Below are 19,534 nucleotides of genomic sequence, written 5' to 3' on the forward strand. Positions count from 1 at the left end.
CATGGTCTCGTGTGCAAATGGTGGGCGCCCCGTGCTGGCAACCGGCGCGGCCGCTGCAATCAGCGCAATGAGTTCGCGCCACGGCACCACCAGCTCCATCTCGTCGAGGAACACAGCCTTGCGCGTGCGCCTCGTGCTCAGGTTCAGTCCCAGTTCCGCTTGTTTCTTCATGACGCCATTGTTCCTCGCCTCGCACCTTCAGACCATCGGGGACTGCACGGGGTTTTGAACACAATCCTTAGAAATCAGGCTGCATGTACAATCAACCGACACAGTAACCGTGCATGGCGTAAATTTAATAGCTGAAAATGGCATCGAACGCGTCACGCCTTAAAATTATTGACATCTCAAAACGATTTGACTGAACAGTCACCGTAGGAAATAGAATAATGCCCATCCCATTAAGAAATGCGTCAATCGCGCATACTGATGCTTCGTTAGATTCTCAGCCATTCAACGGAGGGGACCAAGTTTGAAAATTTCGCATGGCTTGCAAGAGAACGGGGTGATCGTCGGCAATGTGTTCGACAAATACGAGTCCCGGAACCCCTTGGTGCGCGAAATCATGCGCGGGTTCAACAACGGCTTGGCCGATCTGGTCTCGCAAGCCGCTCCGGCCAACGTCCATGAATTGGGCTGCGGAGAGGGTCACTGGGTGCTGGAGTGGGCCCAACAAGGCATTGCCGCCCGGGGCAGCGATTTTTCCGAGAAGGTCATCGCCATGGCCCGGGACAACGCCGTCAGCGCCCAGTTGGACCCAAGTATCTTCTCCGTGCGCAGCATCTACGACATTGCGCCGGACACAGACAGCGCCGATCTGATCGTTTGCAGCGAGGTGCTGGAGCACCTGACCGATCCCTTGGCCGGTTTGGCCGCTATCCAGAGAGTGGCCAGTCGCCACGTCGTTCTGACGGTGCCGCGTGAACCGATCTGGTGTGCCATGAACATGGCGCGTGGCGCCTACCTGCGACACTGGGGGAACACACCGGGCCACTTGCAACACTGGTCCACCCGCCAGTTCACCGAACTTGCCAAACGCTACTTTGAGGTGATCGCGGTCAAGACCCCGCTGCCCTGGACCATGTTGCTGTGTCGGGTGAAAGACTAGGCGGGTGATCCATCGCCCTCACCTCAAACGCTGGGTTCACACCGCCAGCACCTTGCTGGCGTTGGCCGGGGCGGCTTTTGTAGTCCTGAAGATCGCAGACCACTCGGCCCAGATAGACATCACGCATTTCGGAGCCGCCTCTTGGGCCGGGCTGGCCCTTTTGGTGGTGGGGTACGGCGCCTCCAATGCCTTGTTGGCCAGGGCTTGGTGGCAACTGCTGAAATATTTCGAGCTCCAGGCGCCATGGCCGTGGACGCTGAAGACCTACGGTGTGTCGCAGATCAACAAGTACATCCCAGGCAACATTTTTCATCTGGCGGGACGGCAGGCGCTGGGCATGTCTGCGGGCATGGCGGCCCGTCCGCTGGCACAGTCGGCCCTGTGGGAACTGGCCATGCTGGCCTTGCTGGGTCTTCTGTACGGTGCGCTCGCAACCCCGCTGGGTTGGTCCCAGATGTCAGCAACCACCGCCACCGTTTTGTGGGCATCGTTGCTGGCGTTCGGATATGCGGCACTCCGCCGCCTCGGTGCCAAGCCACTTGCCCTGGCCATGGGTTGGCAAGCGGGCTTTCTGATGATGTCGGGCACCGTCTTCATTGCGGTGCTCCTGATGAGCGATCACACATCGGCGGCTGTGTCCTATTCAGCGCTGCCCGCCGTGTGTGGCGCCTATGTGCTGGCGTGGCTGGCGGGCTTGGTCACCCCAGGGGCACCCGCGGGAGTGGGCGTGCGCGAAGCCGTGTTGTTGCTCCTGCTGGGCGGGTTGTTCGCGCCAGCAGACCTGCTCGTGGCAGTGGTCCTGGGGCGAGTGGTGACGGCCTCGGGCGATCTGTTGTTTTACCTGTACGCACTTTCCATCAGGACGAAAACCCATGGCCATGTCTGAGCACTCACGCGCCATTCATTGGACCCTGACGCCATTGTTAGCGCTCGGTGCCTGGTGTCTCATGCTGGTGATACATGGCGCCGTGCCGTTTCTGCTGTCCCCCACGCTGGGCCAGGCAGTATGGTCCACCGGGTTTTCCCAGTCGTTCGTCAACCAGTCACTGTGGACGGTGTACGCGACCAATTTCGGCGCCCCCGAGCCCGCAGCCATGGCATTCGGTTTGCCCGGCGCTTGGCTGACCGCCCTCTATATCCAGTTGGGCCTGCAACCACCCGATGCCTACAGCGCCATGGTGGCCAGTTGGATGACGCTGGCCATGGGGTCGGCCTACGCCATGGCCCGGCACTTTTCTGTCAGGCCCGCCCTAGCGGTGCTGGCGGCGCTGGGGTGGATGAGCATGCCCGTCACGTGGGCACACGCAGGCTATTCCATGCTGTCCATCGGCATTGCCTTGCTGCCCATGTATTTCCTCAGCTCGCTGAAGTTGCTGGAGCACTGTGGGCCGGCCGACGGTGAACCGGTTCGCAAACAAGGCTTGTGGAAACTGATCTACCCGCTGGTGTGCATATTGGCCGTGTTCATGGACGGCTACAGCTTCATGTTTTTTGCAGTGGGTGCCAGCCTGCTCGGTGGTTGGTGGTGGCTGAGGACCAATCCAGTTGGGCGAAGGCGTCTCAACGCGGTGGTACTGCCACTGCATGTGCTCAGTCTGTTGGCGGCCTATTTGCTGTATGGAGCCTTCATGGGCAAATCGGTCTATTCGGCTGCACCACTGGACTTTTTCCGTGGCTGGGGTGCCGATCTGACGTTTTTCGCTCGGCCTACGATGGGCATGCACTGGCTGCCTGACATCTTGGGATGGAGCATCGCCCGTTCCAATCAACAGTATTTTGGTGATGCCTCAGTCTGGATTACAACCTTCTCCATCCCTGTGGTTGTTGGAGGCATCTGGGCAGCATGGCGAATGGTGCGCGTACAGAGAGCAGCTTTGGGGCTGATGCTGGTGGCGGGTTTTGGTTTTTACATGGCCATGGGGCCTTCCATTAAATTCAACTCAGTGAAAACGGAGGGACTTGCTCAGGGTCAGCTCATGCCAGCTGAAGCTGCGTTGGTGCCCACCGGCTCGGGAGTGCTGTCAAAAAAAATACCTGGTTTCAACAACATGCGGGCCAGCTATCGCTGGACAGCACTCGGTGTCTTTGGCGCCTGGGGATTGTTGCTGCTGGCGCTCTCCACACACAACAGCCGAGGTACCAAGGTGCTGGCGGCCTCGTTGATGGGTGTAGTCATCCTGCTCAACCTACCCGATCTGTCCAAAAAATGGCCTGCCTATACGTCGTACCGCTCAATGTTCTATCAAATCGAGGCCGATCTGGTAGACGACATGCGCACAGTGCTGCACAAAGGGGAACGTGTGGCGTTCCTTCCCTGGCGCAACGATTTCCTGGTCAACTACCTCGCAGCCCGCTTGAACATTGTCAGTTTCAACATTGGCGGGGACAAGAACCTGGAAAGCGCCAGAGAACATTGGCCCCGCTGGATGAGCGGTTTTTCCATGGGTCAGATCGATCCCCAGTTCGCCAGCCGCGCTGCGTTGTTGCTGGTAGAACGGGAAGCCGATGCAGTGGTATTCCCTTACTTTGACATGCTTTGGGCAGCGCACAAATGGCCTCCAGCCAACACATTCAAGACAGAAATAGAACATTCCATCGCATTCATTCGAAACTCATCTCTATTTGACATTACCCATGGCACCAACCACGTGACCATTCGCCTCAAACAGGAATACGTCAAATGGCCGACAGACACGTTGGTAGGCAAGGTCCTCTCGACCGAGTGCACGGTGTCTCCATGCCAGAGGCCCGTGAAACTCGGTGCCAATTCGCTGGCAATGCATTCGTTTCTTGTGGACGGTTGGTCAGGGCCAGAGCCCTGGGGCCAATGGTCCGAGGGGGAAGTTGCACAAGTGGTATTGAACATCGCAGGGCAACCCCGCGGCGATCTTGAACTGCTGCTGGAGGGACATGCGTTTCTCGTTCCTGAAAAACATCCAGAACAGCAGGTCGACGTCTTCCTTGGTGATCGAAAGATCGGGCAACTGGACTATAGACTACCAAACGATGCCAATCCCTCCATCAAATCCATCACCATCCCTCGCGATTCACTGATCCATTCAACAGGGCAAATAGAACCGTGGATTTTATTAACCTTTCGATTCAAGACAATCAAATCACCCGCAGATCTTGGAATATCCACCGACTCCCGAAAAATTTCTCTAGGATTGACTTCATTGAGTTTGCATGAAAAACCTTTGACAGTACCAACCAAGTAAACAAGCGACCCCAGCTGTCGCGACCCAGATGATATAATCGCTGCCAATTGAGCCAATTTTCTCATGGCCAGATTGGTCAAGAGAAAACTGGTTCAAGACCTTGCCTAATTAATTGCACAAGCCCTTCATCCTCAACATTCCCATCGTGGCCCATCAAAGACAATGCGCATCCTTCTGACCGGCTCGGCCGGCTTCACCGGTCACCACTTTCGTGTCCGCGCCGAGGCGGCGGGCCACGAAGTAGTGCCGCTCACCGCCGATCTCACCGACAGACCCGCCCTTGCAGCCGAAGTCGCCCGCGCTGAAGCCGACGCGGTGGTGCACCTGGCGGGGATTGCGTTTGTCGGCCATGCCGACAATGCCGCGTTCTACGCGGTCAACACGGTGGGCACCACCAACCTGCTGCAGTGCCTTGTTGCCGAGACGGCTTCGGCCGTGCAGCCTAGGGTGCTGATCGCGAGCAGCGCCAACGTGTACGGTAACTGCGAACGCTCGCCCATCTCCGAAGAGCAGGCACCAGCACCCGTGAACCATTACGCCGCCAGCAAACTGGCCATGGAGCACATGGCCCTCACCTACACTGACCGCCTGCCCGTTGTCATCGCTCGACCTTTCAATTACACCGGACCCGGGCAGTCGCCCAGCTTCCTGATTCCTAAGCTCGTGGATCATTTTGCGCGCAGGGCGCCGGTCATCGAGCTGGGCAATCTGCATGTGGAACGCGAGTTCAACGATGTGCGCATGGTCACAGAAGCGTATCTCCGGCTGCTGGATGCAGGTGAACCCGGCCAGACCTACAACGTGTGCTCAGGCCATCCATACAGTTTGCATTCGGTGCTGGAGCGACTCACCCAGCTGACGGATCATCGGCCCGAAATTCGAGTCAACCCAAACTTCGTTCGATCCAACGAGGTCCACCGTCTCTGTGGCGACCCCACGAAGCTGAAACGCTGTCTGGGCACACTGCCGAATTATTCGCTGGAGCAATGCCTATCTCTCATGCTCGGGCAATGGCAGCAACCCAGCCCTCTTCAAAGCGCGTGATTGCAATGATCTCAACTTGGCTCCACCGTCTGCTTCGCAAAGCGCCACCCGATCACAAAGAACCTCTGACAGCTCCTGCCTGGCCATGGGCGGATGAATTGGCCTGGCTGTATGAGCCGACTGAAACTCCCTGCGGTGAGCTGGCCCCGTATTTTTTGACCCAGCTCAACACCTTGTGGCCCGACCTGGACGATGCCAGAGGCATCAACATGAACTCTAGGCGGGGCTATGCCAATGCTGTGGCTTATTGGGAATCACCGCTGCGGCAACATTGCCCTGACATCGTCTGGCCGCGCAGCGAATTTCCGCCTGTTCTTTTTGAACCGGATGCCCAGACCGATCAGGATGGACCGTTGCCTTTCTCGCTAGGATTGGTTGCCATCCTGAATGTCCGCCCCGATATGGGCGACTTCGAATGCCACAGCCGCTTGGGGCGCATTCGAATGTTGCACTGGCGCCTGACGCTGGGAAGCAAGGAATACCGACATCTGGCGTTCACGCCCGAAGAGCTGGCCCAATTGCAAAGGCCTTGTCAACAACATGCAGGGAGACTGGCCCATCTATCTAAGCTGGCCGAGTTGTTGCCTGCGCTGTACACCCATCTGCCCGACCGCCTGCAACCGTTGCTGGAGGGAGACCGCCTCGCCTTCGACGCATGCTGGAAGGAGTCTGGAGATGGGCTCTTGGCCGCACTTCACTCCGCACCTCGGATCGGTCAATCTCTGGAATACACCCCGCCACCTGATATTGGAACCGCCGAGGCCAACGGCATCAACGTCGTGGGGTTTGCAACCGGTCAGTTCGGTGTAGGCGAAGACGCACGCATGGCCACGCGCGTGTTGATCCAGGCCGGGCTGAAGCCTTGCGTCTATGAACCCCCCATTCCTCTGGCAGTGGCCCACCGGCAGAGTGGCTGGATCGACCAGCACATGCAGCCAGAGCCTGCCTACCGCTTCAACCTGATCACGCTGCCGGCCGTAGATACGTTGCGGCTGCATTTTTTGCAGCAATCAGGGGTGCTGCACGGGCGATACAACATCTGCGGGTGGCAATGGGAACTGCCCAAGTGGCCAACACACTGGAAAGGCATGATGGCCATGCCCGATGAGATCTGGGCACAGTCCCGTTTTCTTCAGGAGATGTTCAGCCAGGCTACAGACAAACCCGTCACTTACATACCGTCCGCTGTCGAGATCCCATCGTTCATGCCCAAGCATCGCCAGGATTTCAGGCTCCCCACCGAAGCGTTTGCCTTCTTGTCGGTATTCGATTGCAACGCCTGGTACCAGCGCAAGAACCCGCTGGCAGCTGTACGCGCCTTCCAAAAAGCCTTTCCCAAGACTGAGCGTGGCGTCCAGCTGATTGTGAAGATGATGAACTCACGCCCGGAGGTACCTGAACACCAGGAGTTGATACGCCTGGCTGGTCTGGATGACCGGATCGTGATTATCGACACGTTTCTCAGCCGTGATGACATGCTGGCTTTGCTCAACTGCGCTGACGTGTTCGTGTCCCTTCACCGGTCAGAGGGTTTCGGTCGGGTGGTGGCCGAGTGCATGCTGATGGGCAAACCGGTGATTTCAACCAACTATTCGGGCAGCGTCGACTTTGCACACGAGGGTACGGCGTACGTGGTGGATGGCCCGATGATCAGCTTGAAAAAGGGTGACTACGCGGACCATGAGGGCCAGTCGTGGATGGACCCGGACATTGATCTGGCAGCAGACGCCATGAAGCGCTGCATGGACGATCCGGAAGGTACTGCAGCGATGGCCCTGCTTGGGCAGGCATACATACGGGAACACCACAGCATTGAAGCGGTGGCGAGGCTTTATGCCGAGCGCCTCAGGGCCATAGGGGTGATGTAGACACGCATGACGGGAGGTTCGGTCTTTGATCTCCGCACCCCTTAAACTAGAACGTTACCTACATCAGGTGTGTTGGCATATCAGTGCCACCGAGACCGGAGAGAAACTTGAAACTCATCATCCAGATCCCCTGCTACAACGAGGCCGAGACGCTTGGCATTGCCCTGTCTGCACTCCCGCGGGATGTGCCCGGTTTCGACAAGGTTGAGTGGCTGATCATCGACGACGGCAGTACGGACGATACGGTCAAAGTTGCGCTGGCACACGGTGTGGACCATGTGGTGCGCCACACGCGCAATCAGGGCCTGGCACGCGGATTCATGAACGGCCTTCAGGCCTGCCTTGAGCACGGGGCTGATGTGATTGTCAACACCGATGCTGACAATCAATACAACGCCGATGACATTCCTCTGCTGACCCAGCCTATCGTGGAAGGCAGGGCCGACATCGTCGTGGGTGCGCGCCCGATTCAGGCCATCGAACACTTCAGCCCTGTCAAGAAGTTGCTGCAAAAACTGGGCAGTTGGGTCGTTCGTGTAGCCAGCAAGACGGACATTCCAGATGCTCCCAGCGGATTCCGCGCCATGAGTCGGGCTGCAGCCCGCCGCCTTATGGTGTTCAGCGACTACACCTACACGCTGGAAACCATCATCCAGGCTGGTCAGAAGAACATGGCCATCACCTCAGTCCCAATCCGCGTCAATGGTGATCTACGCCCGTCTCGCTTGGTCAAGAGTATCTCCTCGTATATCCGCCGCAGTATCGTCACGATCGTTCGGGTGTTCATCATCTACCGGCCTTTCCGATTCTTCGGATCCATTGGCCTTGTCCTGTTCGCGGTAGGCTTCCTGGTTGGTCTGCGCTTTCTGTACAAGTGGCTGAGCACCGATTTTGGCTATGAAGGCCATGTGCAGTCATTGATCCTGGCCAGTTCGCTCATGGTGGTTGGTTTTCAAACCATTCTGATTGCTTTCGTTGCCGACCTGCTCTCGGCCAACCGGAAGCTGATTGAAGAAGTTCGCACCCTCGCACTGGAGAATCGGGACATCCGGCAACCATGATTGCGGTTACTGGCGCTTCCGGTTTTGTTGGCCGGGCCTTGGTCGAGCGGCTCCAATCCGATGGTCGTGCGGTACGTGCCCTCACCCGACGACAGACATCGATTCCTGGCGACCATGTGGTGCTCGGTGACATGGGTCCAGACACCGACTGGCGTTCGGCTCTCCGTGGTGTGTCCTGTGTCGTTCACTGTGCTGCCAGGGTGCATGTGATGGCTGAAGAACACCCGAATCCAGACGCAGCCTTCAACGCGGTCAATGCCGAGGGCACTCGCCGTCTCGCGGAACAGGCCGCATATGCTGGTGTGAAACGGCTGGTGTACTTGAGCACGGTGAAGGTCATGGGAGAGTCCACGCTACCCGGGCAGCCATTCACCCATACCAGCCCAGCGAACCCGCATGATGCCTACGCAAGATCCAAACTGGAGGCGGAACGGGCCTTGTGGTCCGTGGCACGACATGCCGGCCTGGAAGTGGTGATCGTTCGGCCCCCGTTGGTGTATGGCCCCGGCGTGGGAGCCAATTTTCGAGCCCTGGTCGAATGGGTCTCAAAAGGCTGGCCTCTGCCTTTCGGGTCGATTCCAAACCGCCGCTCTCTGATCGGGCTGGGGAACTTGACCGACCTTATCGCTCATTGTCTTGAACACCCCAAGGCTTCAGGGCAGACCTTCCTGGTCTCAGATGGTCGAGATCTGTCCATCGCCGATCTTGTCAAGCACATCGCTGCCGCGATGAACCGCCCTGCGCGGATGGTGCCGGCTCCACTCTGGTTGCTCAATTTTCTGGGACAGGTCACTGGAAGGGGACAACAGATCAGCCGCCTCACGGAGTCACTTCAGCTGGACATCCAGCACACTCTGCGTACCTTGGACTGGCATCCACCCCATTCCGTCCAGGAAGAGCTTGTCCGGACCATTGAAGACTTCCCGAATGAAGCGACTGTTTGATCTGATCCTGTCCCTTATGCTGAGTGTCGTGTTGGTGTTGCCCATATTGGTCATTGCCAGCCTCATCCGGCTTAACTCCCGAGGCCCCGCGATCTACTGGAGCGCCCGCGTCGGGTATGACAATCGCATTTTTCAGATGCCCAAGTTCCGATCCATGAGAACGGACACCCCTGCTGTGGCCACCCATTTGCTGGAGCAACCGGAGCAGTACGTCACCCCGATCGGGCGGTTTCTGCGCAAAAGCAGTCTTGATGAGCTGCCCCAACTGTGGAGCATCCTGCTGGGAGATATGAGCTTTGTAGGCCCCCGTCCCGCGTTGTTCAACCAGTACGATCTCATCGAACTTCGGACCAAGCAGGGCGTGCACAAACTGGTGCCAGGCCTGACCGGCTGGGCACAGGTGAATGGCCGCGATGAGCTGCCCATTCCTCAAAAAGTACAATTCGACGCTGAGTATCTGCAAAGGCGGTCCTTCTGGTTTGATCTGAAAATCATGACTATGACTGCGTGGCGCGTCTTGCGCCGAGTGGGTGTCTCCCACTGACTCTCCAACTGAATCGGAACGCTGCCATGCTGAACCGCCTTGCGGTGCCTATTCTTGTGATGCCGAGATCGGCGAAGCGCTTGATCGTGCTTTTGGTTGATGCATCTCTGTGCATGCTGACTGTCTGGCTCGCTTACTACTTGCGACTTGGCGAGTGGGTCAAGTTCTATGGGGATCCCATGTGGCAGCCATGGAGCGCGGCAATAGCTGCTCTTGCCTTTGCCCTGCCCATGTTCATTGTCCATGGGCTCTATCGCGCCATCTTCCGCTACTCGGGTTTGTCTGCACTGATGACAGTCTGTAAAGCGGTTGCAATTTATGGCCTGCTGTATGGAACGGTCTTTACCGTGATCGGGGTTCCTGGCGTCCCCAGAACCATTGGGTTGATCCAACCGCTCTTGCTGCTCGTGTTTGTGGGGGCATCCCGTTTGCTCGCTCGCTTCTGGCTGGGTGGCATGTATCAAAACCAGCTAAGGTTAGCAAACTTGCCTAAGGTGCTGATCTACGGAGCGGGGAACGCTGGCCGGCAACTGGCTGCAGCCATGTCCAACAGCCATGAAATGCGCGTGGTGGGGTTCCTTGACGATGATGACCGACTGCACGGCCATGTGCTCAACGGGCTCTCTATCTACTGTCCAACAGATCTACCCGGACTTGTGGCCACTCTCGAGGTGAGCACCGTGCTGCTAGCGATTCCGTCTATCAGTCGTCAACGCCGCAACGAGATGATTGAGGGAATGTTGAAGGCCCACGTGCAGGTTCGGACCCTGCCAGCGGTCAGCGAGTTGGCGCGAGGAATGGTGAGCACCTCCGACCTGCGCGAGCTTGATATTGACGATCTTCTGGGCAGAGAGCCCGTCACCCCAAACCACATCTTGCTGGGCAAGAATATCAAAGGCAAGGTTGTGCTGATCACGGGTGCCGGCGGCTCCATCGGCAGTGAGTTGTGCCGTCAGATCCTGGCTGTCGCGCCCATCACACTGGTGCTCGTGGACCAGAGTGAGTTTGCTCTCTATGAAATTCACCAGGAATTGCAGGGGAAACTTGGTTCCAGCGACGAAATTCTGCTGGTTCCATTGCTGGCATCGGTCCGCGACACGACGCGCATGCGCGAAATCATGTCCAGCTGGCGGCCGGAGACCGTGTATCACGCTGCTGCGTACAAGCACGTCCCTTTGGTAGAACACAACCCGATCGAGGGCATTCGGAACAACACGCTGGGGACATTGGTGACGGCTCAGGTGGCAGCCGAGGTGGGTGTGAAAGACTTTGTGCTGATAAGTACCGACAAAGCGGTGCGTCCCACCAACATCATGGGTGCGAGCAAGAGATTGGCTGAAATGGCCCTGCAAGCGCTGTCAGCCAACGCGCCCGACACCCGATTTTCCATGGTTCGATTCGGCAACGTGTTGGGGTCCTCGGGCTCTGTTGTTCCAAGGTTCAGGCGACAGATTCGCGATGGTGGACCTATCACATTGACACACCCCGAGATCACCCGCTACTTCATGACGATTCCCGAAGCTGCCCAGTTGGTCATCCAGGCTGGCGCCATGGCCAAAGGGGGAGACGTGTTCGTTCTGGACATGGGTGACCGAGTGAAAATTTACGATCTCGCCGCGCGCATGATCGAATTGTCGGGGCTCACACTGCGCAGTGAGGAAAATCCCGATGGCGATATCGAGATTGAAATCACTGGCCTGCGGCCGGGCGAAAAGCTGTTTGAAGAGTTGTTGATCGGAAATGACCCGCGGCCCACCTCGCACCCGCGGATCATGAAGGCTCACGAAGAATTTCTGGCCTGGTCGCAGCTGAAAACCGAGCTGGTGAATCTGGAACGCGCGCTGGACAGCAATGACACTGAAGTCATCAAGGCGATGCTTGTGCGCCTTGTGTCGGGCTACAAGCCACGCCCAATCGACGTCGACTCTGCTGGTCCGGAAAGCCGTTTGCGCTACAGCGTGTAGCCCCTCCCTAGGCGTTTCTTCGTAAGCGGTCATCCAACGCAAGCAATGGGATGAACGCCCCCACCCATAACGGCATCGACGTGAATACGAAGGGACTTCCCACTTTCGGGTAACGGCATCGAGTGCCAAGATTGACGTTGCTTGGAAGTGAATCTGCAACCTTTGAAAGGAGAAGTCCCATGAGCAAGATTGCACGTGTCGGCGTTGATTTGGCCAAGAATCTTATTCAGGTGCATGCCGTAGATGAGACCGGCAAGGTGGTAAGCACCCGGGTGCTCAAACGCGAAAGGTTCATAGCCTGGTGCGTCGATCTGCCCCAGGGCTGCCTTGTCGCGATGGAGGCTTGCAGCGGTGCTCATCACTGGTGCCGCAAACTGAAGGCGCTTGATCTCGATGCTCGCATGATCGCCGCCCAGTTCGTTGCCCCGTACCGACTGCAAGGCACCAGCGGCAAGAACGATGCCAATGACGCAGCGGCAGTTTGTGAAGCGGCTTCGCGACCGCACATGAAGTTCGTGCCACCCAAGACACTGGCTCAGCAGGGTATGTTGTGCGTACACCGGCTGCGCGAGGGTCTCAAGGAAGAGCGCACAGCTTGCATCAACCGGATCCGCGGCCTGCTGGCCGAGTTCGGTCTCGTGTTGCCCCAAAGCCCAGCGGTGCTGCGCCAACACTTGGGCGGATTGATCGAGGATGCCAGCAATGACATCGCCGGGGTAGCTCGCCTGGTGTTGCAGAGGGCGCAAGAGCACTGGAAGGAAATCGAAGCCCACATTGAATGGTGCGACCAGCGTATTGCCGCACATCTCAGAGACGATGAACAGGTTCAACGAGTAGCTGATCTCAAGGGAATCGGTCCTGTCACGGCTTCGGCCGTGGTAGCGGCAGTGGGAGATTTCAAGCAGTTCAAGAACGGCGCCCAATTTGGCGCCTGGCTTGGGCTGACGCCGAAACAGAATTCGAGCGGCGGAAAGATCAGTCTAGGCAGCATCACAAAACGTGGCAGTCCCTATTTGCGTAACCTGTTGATCCAGGGAGCCAAGTCCGCCGTGTTGGTTAGCAAACGCCACGACGATCCCATCTCGCAGTGGGCGCAGCGCCTTCGAGAGCGATGCGGATGGCAGAAGGCCGTGGTGGCATTGGCTAACAAAAATGCCCGCATTCTTTGGGCCGTCATGACCAAGAACGAACGCTATGACGCCCATCACGTAAGCGTTCATCCTTCAGCCATCGTGGCGGCAGCCACACCGTAGAGCATGTGAAAAGCCGACTCGAACTCGAACCTCTTTCCTTGCCAGACGTGAACTCGAAGATGCTTTGAGCAGGTCAGACCGGCAGTAGGCAAGCTCGACACTTTGGCCGTGGGCCGCTGGCACCACGAGATGTGAATGGAGCCCTACTGCGCGGTTCGTATCTGGGGCCGCACGGCTCGTGCAACAAGCCCGCCTGTAGATGTGCAGTCTGTTCCTCGTTCCAAGTCACCCGAGTCGCGTTGCCAGGCAAGAAATCATCACCCAGAACAAATATGTCCAGAACACCTCATTGACGGCGTAGGAAGTCCCCTGTAGCCAAAGTGGAGACATTGATCAACCACTTGTACCGAGAAGGGGCGTCCACCATGAAGCTTACGACTGATGGCATCGCCCTGGCGCAGAACGTGTTCCAGGTCCACGGAATCGACGAGCATGGCAAGGTGCTCGTGAAGAAGCAACGGCTGGCATAGGGGGCGTTCATGTACGTGCGACCATCCCACCCTTGAAGGCTTGGGCTGCGAAGTACGAAAAAAAGGCTGGGGTCTTGCGACCCCAGCCTTTTTATTGGCTATCCCGAATAGATCAGCGGGGCTGACGACGCGCCACCGGACGTGCCGTGCCGCCTTCGCTGCGGCGTGGGGCGAATTCGCCACCACGCATGGCAGCGCGTTCGGAGTTGCCACGGTCGCTGAAGCGGTCGCCGCCAGCGTCGCTGCGGCCGAAGCTGCCAAAGCCACCGGGTTTGCCAGCCGGACGCACCGGGGCACCACGATCGGCAAAACCACGGCTCGGAGCGGCCGGACGGCTGTCCGAACGGTTGTCGAAACGACCTTCAGGACGCGGGCCACCGCGGTTATCAAAACGCGCGGGTTCGGCTCGGTTATCGAAACGGCCTTGCTCACCACGGCCTTCGAAGCGCGGTGCATCACCACGGCCTTCAAAACGCGGGGCGTCGCTGCGACCTTCAAAGCGCGGGCCACGAGCAGGACCACGGCGCTCGGCGTAACGCTCGTTGCCACCACGACCCGCCGGGCGGCCAGGGCCGCCGCGACCGAAGGGCTCGGCCATCGGCGCACGCTGGCGCGGCTCCAGGCCGGTGACGGTTTCCACGGCGATGCGCTGGCGCGTGAAGGCTTCGATGTCGCCGATCTTGCGGCGATCACGCAGCTCGGCAAAGGTCACGGCCAGGCCGTCACGACCGGCACGGCCGGTGCGACCGATGCGGTGGGTGTAGTCCTCGGCCTTCATGGGAAGACCAAAGTTGAACACGTGGGTGATGGTGGGCACGTCGATACCGCGTGCAGCGACATCGGTGGCCACCAGGATCTGCACCTGACCGCCGCGCAATGCCATCAGGCGGCGGTTGCGGATGCCCTGGCTCAGGGCACCATGCAGGGCCACGGCCGCAAAGTTGGACTGTTGCAAGTCGGTGGCCAGACCATCACATTCGATCTGCGTGCTGCAGAACACGATCGCCTGGTTGATACCGGTGTCACGCAGCCAGTGGTCCAGCAGCTTGCGCTTGTGGTCGGCGTTGTCGGCCCAGAACAGCACCTGCTTGATGTTGGCGTGTTGTTCCTGTGGGCTGTCGATCTGGATCTTCTGCACGTGCTTGCCGCCATCGTGCATGACGCGCATGGCGAGCTGCTGGATGCGTGGCGCGAACGTGGCGCTGAACATCATGGTCTGGCGGCGCTGGCTGGTCATGTCGTTGACATCGGCCAGGTCGTCGGCAAAGCCGAGGTCCAGCATGCGGTCGGCTTCGTCGACCACCAGGAACTGCACCTGGTCGAGCTTGATCTGCTGCGAGCGCTGCAGGTCCAGCAGGCGGCCGGGCGTGGCGACCACGAGGTCGGCGTTCTGCAGCTTGGCGATCTGCAACTGGTAAGGCATGCCGCCCACCACGTTGGCGATGCGCAGACCACGGCAATGGCGCACCAGGTCGATGGCGTCGTTGGCCACCTGCTGGGCGAGTTCGCGCGTCGGGCACAGGATCAGGGCGCCTGGGGTGGCGGCCTTGAAGTTGCGCGGGTTGGTCGGGTCCTTGCGCTTGGCGCGCTTCGGAGCCACTTCGCCGCGTGCCAGGGCATCGGCAACGCTCTGATCAAACTCGGCTTTTTCATTGGCTTCGGCCTGGGCCTGTTGTTGCAGCAAGGTGTGCAGCACGGGCAGCAGGAAGGCGGCGGTCTTGCCGCTGCCGGTCTGGCTGGAAACCATCAGGTCGGCAAAACGCTTTTCGCCTTCGCCGAGCATGGCTTTGGGCACCACATTGTTCTGCACCTGTGTGGGCTGCACGTAGCCGAGGTCGGCACAGGCCTGCACCAGCTCGGGCGCCAGACCCAGCAGCTCGAAGCCATTGGGTTCTGCGGGCACTTCAGGGGTGTCCAGCTCAACGGCCAGATCCAGCAGGTGGTCGGATTCGGTGGAAAGGATTTCGGGCGAGAAATCGCCGCGGGCTTCAAAAGAGTCGCTCATGTTCGTCCTTGCGCAGATACAGCGCAATTGATCGAATAAAGCACAAGGAAGATGCCCGCCTCATGGGCGGGCGCTCCTGGGCGCTTGATCCGTTCGTGGTTACAAAACATCAACCATCAAACGGTCAACGCGCTCGGTGCCCAGCTCAAAAGCAGGAGACACCGGGAGCGAATGGCCTCATCCGCAACGCCAGCGGCTTGAACCGTGGCGGGCTGGCTGATCCCCTTCCAGAGAAGGGGCAGACAGCACAAGAATCGGGAGGCTTTGTGTGTGAGGCAGATGCACAAATCAACGCAGTTTCCTGCGCAGCCTGCGATTATGGCAGATTTTCAGGGAAAACCCTAGAGAATATTCAAAACATCAACCCAGCACTGCAGAGACGACATGAAACAGGATGGCCGCCAGCACAGCGGTAGCGGGCACGGTGATGATCCAGGCGGCCACGATCCGCAGCACCGCAGAGCGTTTGACCAGCTCCTTCTTGTAAACCTTCTTCAGCGCCTTCTGCTCCTTCTTGGCGAATACGGCGCCTTCGGCCGCTTCGTGGAGCTTCGCGCGGCGCTTCATGTCGGCCAGCATGCGCTTTTTCTCCTGCACTTCGGCCGTCTCGAAACGCTGCAGATAGGCTTCGACCTCGGCCCGGTCTTCACCCGTGTGCCCGGCGAAGACCACCGATTCCATCTTGGCGTAGTTGACCTTGAGCAACTCGCGCAGGAAGCCCACGCCGAACACGGCGCCGATGGTGATGTGGGTGGTCGAGACCGGCATGCCCAGCTGCGAGGCCATGATGACGGTCAACGTGGCGGCCATCGCGATGGAATAGGCCCGCATGTTGTCCAGTTCGGTGATCTCCTTGCCCACGGTGCGGATCAGCTTGGCACCATAGAGCGTCAAGCCCACCGCCAGCCCGAGCGCCCCCAGCAGCATGACCCACATCGGCGTCGCGGCCTTGGTGGCAATGGCCCCCGACTTCACCGCTTCATAGATCGCCGCCAGCGGACCGACCGCGTTCGCCACGTCGTTGGCGCCGTGCGCAAAACTCAACAGCGCCGCCGAGCACACCAGGGGCCAGGTGAACAAACGATTGACACCTTCCTTGCTGTTGTCCAGTCGCATGGCCGTGCGCGCGATCGGTTTTCGCACCAGCGCCCACGCAACAACGCCAAAAAGTGCACCAGCAAGCACCGACACCCAGAAGTCCACCTTCACCAATTGTCCCAAGCCCTTGAGCAGCATGTAGGTGGCAAAAGCCCAGGCCATCACCGCGATGAGCCATGGCACCGTGCGGGTGGCCGCCTCGGTCATTTCGTTGCGGTAGGTGATGCTGCGCTTGATCACATAGAGGAAGGCGGCGGCGATGGCACCGCCCATCAAGGGCGACACCACCCAGCTCACCACGATCGAACCGATGGTCGCCCAGTTGACCAGACCCCATCCCCCGGCCGCAATGCCCGCGCCCATGACCGCGCCAATGATGGAATGCGTGGTCGACACCGGCGCCCCGATCGCTGTGGCCAGGTTCAGCCAGAGCGCACCGGCCAGCAAGGCGGCAAACATCACCCAGGCAAACAGTGTCGCGTTGGTGATCTGCTGGCTGTCGATGATGCCGCCCTTGATGGTGCCCACCACCTCGCCACCGGCCACGATCGCTCCCAAGGCTTCAAAGACTGCGGCGATGATGATCGCCCAGCCCATGGTCATGGCGCCCGAGCCCACGGCCGGACCCATGTTGTTGGCCACGTCGTTGGCGCCGATGTTCATGGCCATGTAACCGCCGACCACGGCAGAAATGATCAGCAGCCAGACCGCGGTGCTGGACAGACCCAGCACGTTCGCGCCGGTGAGCGACGCATAAAGCCCCACCAAAAGCAGAAAACCGATAGCGGAACCCAGTTGCAACACGTCCATGTGACGGGCGACGAACCTTGAGCGGGATTTTTTTGTCATGAAAGCTCTCGTGAATGACACGATTTTGACATGTTGCACTGACAGCTTTGAACGCGGCGTGCGCCTGTCGAAGCGCTGTGGCCCGTCCTGCGGAATGGGCCATCGGCGCTGAATCACCGCAGGAAATGCGAGCGATAGTGCTCCAGCTCGTCGATCGATTCGTGCACATCGGCCAGCGCGGTGTGCCTCTGGTGTTTCTTGAAGCTGTTGTAAACCTCAGGTCGCCAGCGCTTGGCGAGCTCCTTGAGCGTGCTCACGTCCAGACAGCGGTAGTGGAAATACGCTTCCAGCTTCGGCATGTACTTCACCAGAAAACGGCGGTCCTGACTGATGGTGTTGCCGCACATGGGCGAGCCGTTTTTGGGCACGTAGCGGGCGATGAAGGCCAGCAGTTCGGCCTGCGCCTGCTCCTCATCCACGGTGCTGGCTCGCACCTTGTCGATCAGGCCGCTCTTGCCATGGGTTCCCTTGTTCCAGTTGTCCATGGCGTTCAGCACCGCATCGCTCTGGTGGATCACGAGCACCGGCCCCTCCACGCGCGGTGTGAGCTGCGGCCCGGTGATAACGACCGCAATCTCCAGCAGGCGCTCTTTTTCGGGGTCGAGACCGCTCATCTCGCAATCGAGCCAGACCAGATTCTGGTCACTCTTGGTCAGGAGGGGGGTATCGCTCGGCACGGCAAGTTCTGCGGCCGGCAACGAAGGGGTGGTGTGTTCGGTCATGCTGCCGATTTTCACCGATTGGCCTGTCCGCCCCGCCAGCGAGCCCGTCCGGGCCATCCCTCCCGGCACCATGTGCATGCGGTGTTGGATAGACTCCCCCTCATGGAATCCCCCGCCCTGATGCTTTCCCTCGTTTTCTGCGCCCTGCTCGTGGCCGGTCTGATCACGCGCACCGTGCTGGCCAGCCGGCAGATCCGGCACGTGGCCCGGCACCGCGCCACCGTACCGGCCGCATTTGCCCAGACCATCACACCCGAAGCCCACCAGAAAGCGGCCGACTACACCATCACCAAAGCCCGTTTCGGCCTGTTGGACACAGCCCTGGAAGCCGCTGTGTTGCTGGGCTGGACGCTGCTGGGCGGACTCGACTGGCTGAACCAGACCCTGCTCGCGGCGCTCGGTGGCGGCATGGTGCAACAGCTCACCCTGCTGGCGGCGTTTTCTTTGATCGGTGGCCTGATCGGGCTGCCATTCGCCTGGTGGTCCACCTTCCGCATCGAGGAGCGCTTCGGCTTCAACAAGATGACGCTCTCGCTCTGGCTGGGTGACCTGCTCAAGGGGGCCCTGGTGGGTGCGCTCGTGGGCCTGCCCATCGCCGCGCTGGTGCTGTGGCTCATGGGTGCTGCGGGCGCGAGCTGGTGGGTGTGGGCCTGGGGTGTCTGGATGGCCTTCAACCTGCTGGCGCTGGTGCTCTACCCCACCCTCATCGCCCCGCTGTTCAACAAGTTCGAACCGCTGCAGGACGAAACCCTCAAGACGCGGGTCAACGCGCTCATGCAACGCTGCGGCTTTGCCGCCAAGGGACTGTTCGTCATGGACGGCAGCAAGCGCAGTGCCCACGCCAACGCCTACTTTACCGGTTTTGGTGCCGCCAAGCGCGTGGTGTTCTTTGACACCCTGCTGCAGCAGCTCAACCCGGCCGAGATCGACGCCGTGCTCGCCCACGAACTGGGTCACTACAAACGCCGCCACATCCTCCAACGCATCGTACTCATGTTCGCCCTGAGCCTGCTGGGTTTTGCCCTGCTGGGCTGGGTGTCGGGCCAGATCTGGTTCTACACCGGCCTGGGGGTCATGCCGTCGCTGGATGCGCCCAACAACGCCCTCGCACTGCTGCTATTCATGATGGTGGTGCCGCTGTTCACCTATTTCCTGTCACCGCTGATGGCGCGTTTGTCGCGTAGCCACGAGTTTGAGGCCGACGCCTACGCCATGGCACAGACCAATGGCCAGGACCTCGCCAGTGCGCTGCTCAAGCTCTACAAGGACAACGCGAGCACCCTCACGCCCGACCCCGTGTTCGCGCGTTTCTACTACTCCCATCCGCCCGCCAGCGAACGCATCGCCCGCCTGCGCGCCACCGGCACCCCGGCCTGATCCGCGTTG

General features: G+C 59.6%; 14 protein-coding genes and 1 pseudogene. 11 read left to right on the plus strand and 4 right to left on the minus strand.

The window, feature by feature from the left end; genetic code table 11:
- Nucleotides 1–171 (minus strand): annotated as a pseudogene (locus AC0GNO_RS18105) (IS5/IS1182 family transposase); the annotation flags it as partial.
- Nucleotides 172–472: 301 nt separating this feature from the next.
- Here AC0GNO_RS18105 and AC0GNO_RS18110 point away from each other — a divergent pair.
- The 10 genes from AC0GNO_RS18110 to AC0GNO_RS18155 all read left to right on the plus strand — a co-directional run bounded on the left by AC0GNO_RS18110 (nt 473) and on the right by AC0GNO_RS18155 (nt 13,004).
- The gene (locus AC0GNO_RS18110; RefSeq protein ID WP_472904953.1) at nt 473–1,108 is read left to right on the plus strand and encodes a class I SAM-dependent methyltransferase; all 636 of its coding nucleotides are present in this window, start codon (nt 473–475) and stop codon (nt 1,106–1,108) included.
- Between the two features lie 52 nt (nt 1,109–1,160).
- On the plus strand, nt 1,161–1,994 hold the full coding sequence (locus tag AC0GNO_RS18115; RefSeq protein WP_472904954.1) for a hypothetical protein: 834 nt from the start codon (nt 1,161–1,163) through the stop codon (nt 1,992–1,994).
- Nucleotides 1,981–4,326, plus strand: coding sequence for a hypothetical protein (locus tag AC0GNO_RS18120; protein WP_472904955.1), 2,346 nt, complete (start codon nt 1,981–1,983; stop codon nt 4,324–4,326). Before AC0GNO_RS18115 ends, AC0GNO_RS18120 begins: the two co-directional genes overlap by 14 nt.
- Before the next feature lie 162 nt (nt 4,327–4,488).
- Complete coding sequence (locus AC0GNO_RS18125; protein WP_472904956.1) at nt 4,489–5,370, plus strand: GDP-mannose 4,6-dehydratase; 882 nt, start codon at nt 4,489–4,491, stop codon at nt 5,368–5,370.
- Nucleotides 5,337–7,238, plus strand: a complete 1,902-nt coding sequence (locus AC0GNO_RS18130; protein WP_472904957.1) for a glycosyltransferase family 4 protein — start codon at nt 5,337–5,339, stop codon at nt 7,236–7,238. Before AC0GNO_RS18125 ends, AC0GNO_RS18130 begins: the two co-directional genes overlap by 34 nt.
- 107 nt (nt 7,239–7,345) lie before the next feature.
- Nucleotides 7,346–8,299 (plus strand): glycosyltransferase family 2 protein, encoded by a 954-nt coding sequence (locus AC0GNO_RS18135; protein ID WP_472889815.1) that lies wholly within the window; start codon nt 7,346–7,348, stop codon nt 8,297–8,299.
- Complete coding sequence (locus tag AC0GNO_RS18140) at nt 8,296–9,243, plus strand: UDP-glucose 4-epimerase family protein (RefSeq protein WP_472904958.1); 948 nt, start codon at nt 8,296–8,298, stop codon at nt 9,241–9,243. The genes AC0GNO_RS18135 and AC0GNO_RS18140 overlap by 4 nt, the downstream gene beginning before the upstream one ends.
- The gene (locus tag AC0GNO_RS18145; protein WP_472889813.1) at nt 9,227–9,787 is read left to right on the plus strand and encodes a sugar transferase; all 561 of its coding nucleotides are present in this window, start codon (nt 9,227–9,229) and stop codon (nt 9,785–9,787) included. The genes AC0GNO_RS18140 and AC0GNO_RS18145 overlap by 17 nt, the downstream gene beginning before the upstream one ends.
- A 26-nt stretch (nt 9,788–9,813) precedes the next feature.
- Nucleotides 9,814–11,751: a polysaccharide biosynthesis protein gene (locus tag AC0GNO_RS18150; RefSeq protein ID WP_472904959.1), complete on the plus strand. Its 1,938-nt coding sequence runs from the start codon at nt 9,814–9,816 to the stop codon at nt 11,749–11,751.
- Nucleotides 11,752–11,930: 179 nt separating this feature from the next.
- Nucleotides 11,931–13,004, plus strand: coding sequence for an IS110 family RNA-guided transposase (locus AC0GNO_RS18155; RefSeq protein ID WP_472904960.1), 1,074 nt, complete (start codon nt 11,931–11,933; stop codon nt 13,002–13,004).
- Between the two features lie 582 nt (nt 13,005–13,586).
- Here AC0GNO_RS18155 and AC0GNO_RS18160 read toward each other — a convergent pair.
- The 3 genes from AC0GNO_RS18160 to orn form a co-directional block, all read right to left on the minus strand.
- On the minus strand, nt 13,587–15,479 hold the full coding sequence (locus AC0GNO_RS18160; RefSeq protein ID WP_472904961.1) for a DEAD/DEAH box helicase: 1,893 nt from the start codon (nt 15,477–15,479) through the stop codon (nt 13,587–13,589).
- Between the two features lie 360 nt (nt 15,480–15,839).
- Nucleotides 15,840–17,426, minus strand: a complete 1,587-nt coding sequence (locus tag AC0GNO_RS18165) for an inorganic phosphate transporter (RefSeq protein ID WP_472889810.1) — start codon at nt 17,424–17,426, stop codon at nt 15,840–15,842.
- 113 nt (nt 17,427–17,539) lie between these two features.
- The gene (orn, locus tag AC0GNO_RS18170; protein WP_472904962.1) at nt 17,540–18,148 is read right to left on the minus strand and encodes an oligoribonuclease; all 609 of its coding nucleotides are present in this window, start codon (nt 18,146–18,148) and stop codon (nt 17,540–17,542) included.
- A 102-nt stretch (nt 18,149–18,250) separates the two neighbouring features.
- Between orn and AC0GNO_RS18175 the strand changes: the two genes are divergently transcribed.
- A complete protein-coding gene (locus tag AC0GNO_RS18175; RefSeq protein WP_472904963.1) occupies nt 18,251–19,525 on the plus strand; it encodes a M48 family metallopeptidase in 1,275 nt (424 codons plus the stop codon).
- Nucleotides 19,526–19,534 lie beyond the last annotated feature (9 nt).

The sequence above is a fragment of the Hydrogenophaga sp. L310 genome (genome assembly GCF_055703065.1).

Excerpts from the sequence above, each read along its gene's own strand:
- AC0GNO_RS18120 (WP_472904955.1), top strand. The coding sequence starts at position 1,981 with ATGGCCATGTCTGAGCACTCACGCGCCATTCATTGGACCCTGACGCCA.
- AC0GNO_RS18125 (WP_472904956.1), top strand. The coding sequence starts at position 4,489 with ATGCGCATCCTTCTGACCGGCTCGGCCGGCTTCACCGGTCACCACTTT.
- AC0GNO_RS18130 (WP_472904957.1), top strand. The coding sequence starts at position 5,337 with ATGGCAGCAACCCAGCCCTCTTCAAAGCGCGTGATTGCAATGATCTCA.
- AC0GNO_RS18140 (WP_472904958.1), top strand. The coding sequence starts at position 8,296 with ATGATTGCGGTTACTGGCGCTTCCGGTTTTGTTGGCCGGGCCTTGGTC.
- AC0GNO_RS18145 (WP_472889813.1), top strand. The coding sequence starts at position 9,227 with ATGAAGCGACTGTTTGATCTGATCCTGTCCCTTATGCTGAGTGTCGTG.
- AC0GNO_RS18150 (WP_472904959.1), top strand. The coding sequence starts at position 9,814 with ATGCTGAACCGCCTTGCGGTGCCTATTCTTGTGATGCCGAGATCGGCG.
- AC0GNO_RS18155 (WP_472904960.1), top strand. The coding sequence starts at position 11,931 with ATGAGCAAGATTGCACGTGTCGGCGTTGATTTGGCCAAGAATCTTATT.
- AC0GNO_RS18160 (WP_472904961.1), bottom strand. The coding sequence starts at position 15,479 with ATGAGCGACTCTTTTGAAGCCCGCGGCGATTTCTCGCCCGAAATCCTT.
- AC0GNO_RS18165 (WP_472889810.1), bottom strand. The coding sequence starts at position 17,426 with ATGACAAAAAAATCCCGCTCAAGGTTCGTCGCCCGTCACATGGACGTG.
- orn (WP_472904962.1), bottom strand. The coding sequence starts at position 18,148 with ATGACCGAACACACCACCCCTTCGTTGCCGGCCGCAGAACTTGCCGTG.
- AC0GNO_RS18175 (WP_472904963.1), top strand. The coding sequence starts at position 18,251 with ATGGAATCCCCCGCCCTGATGCTTTCCCTCGTTTTCTGCGCCCTGCTC.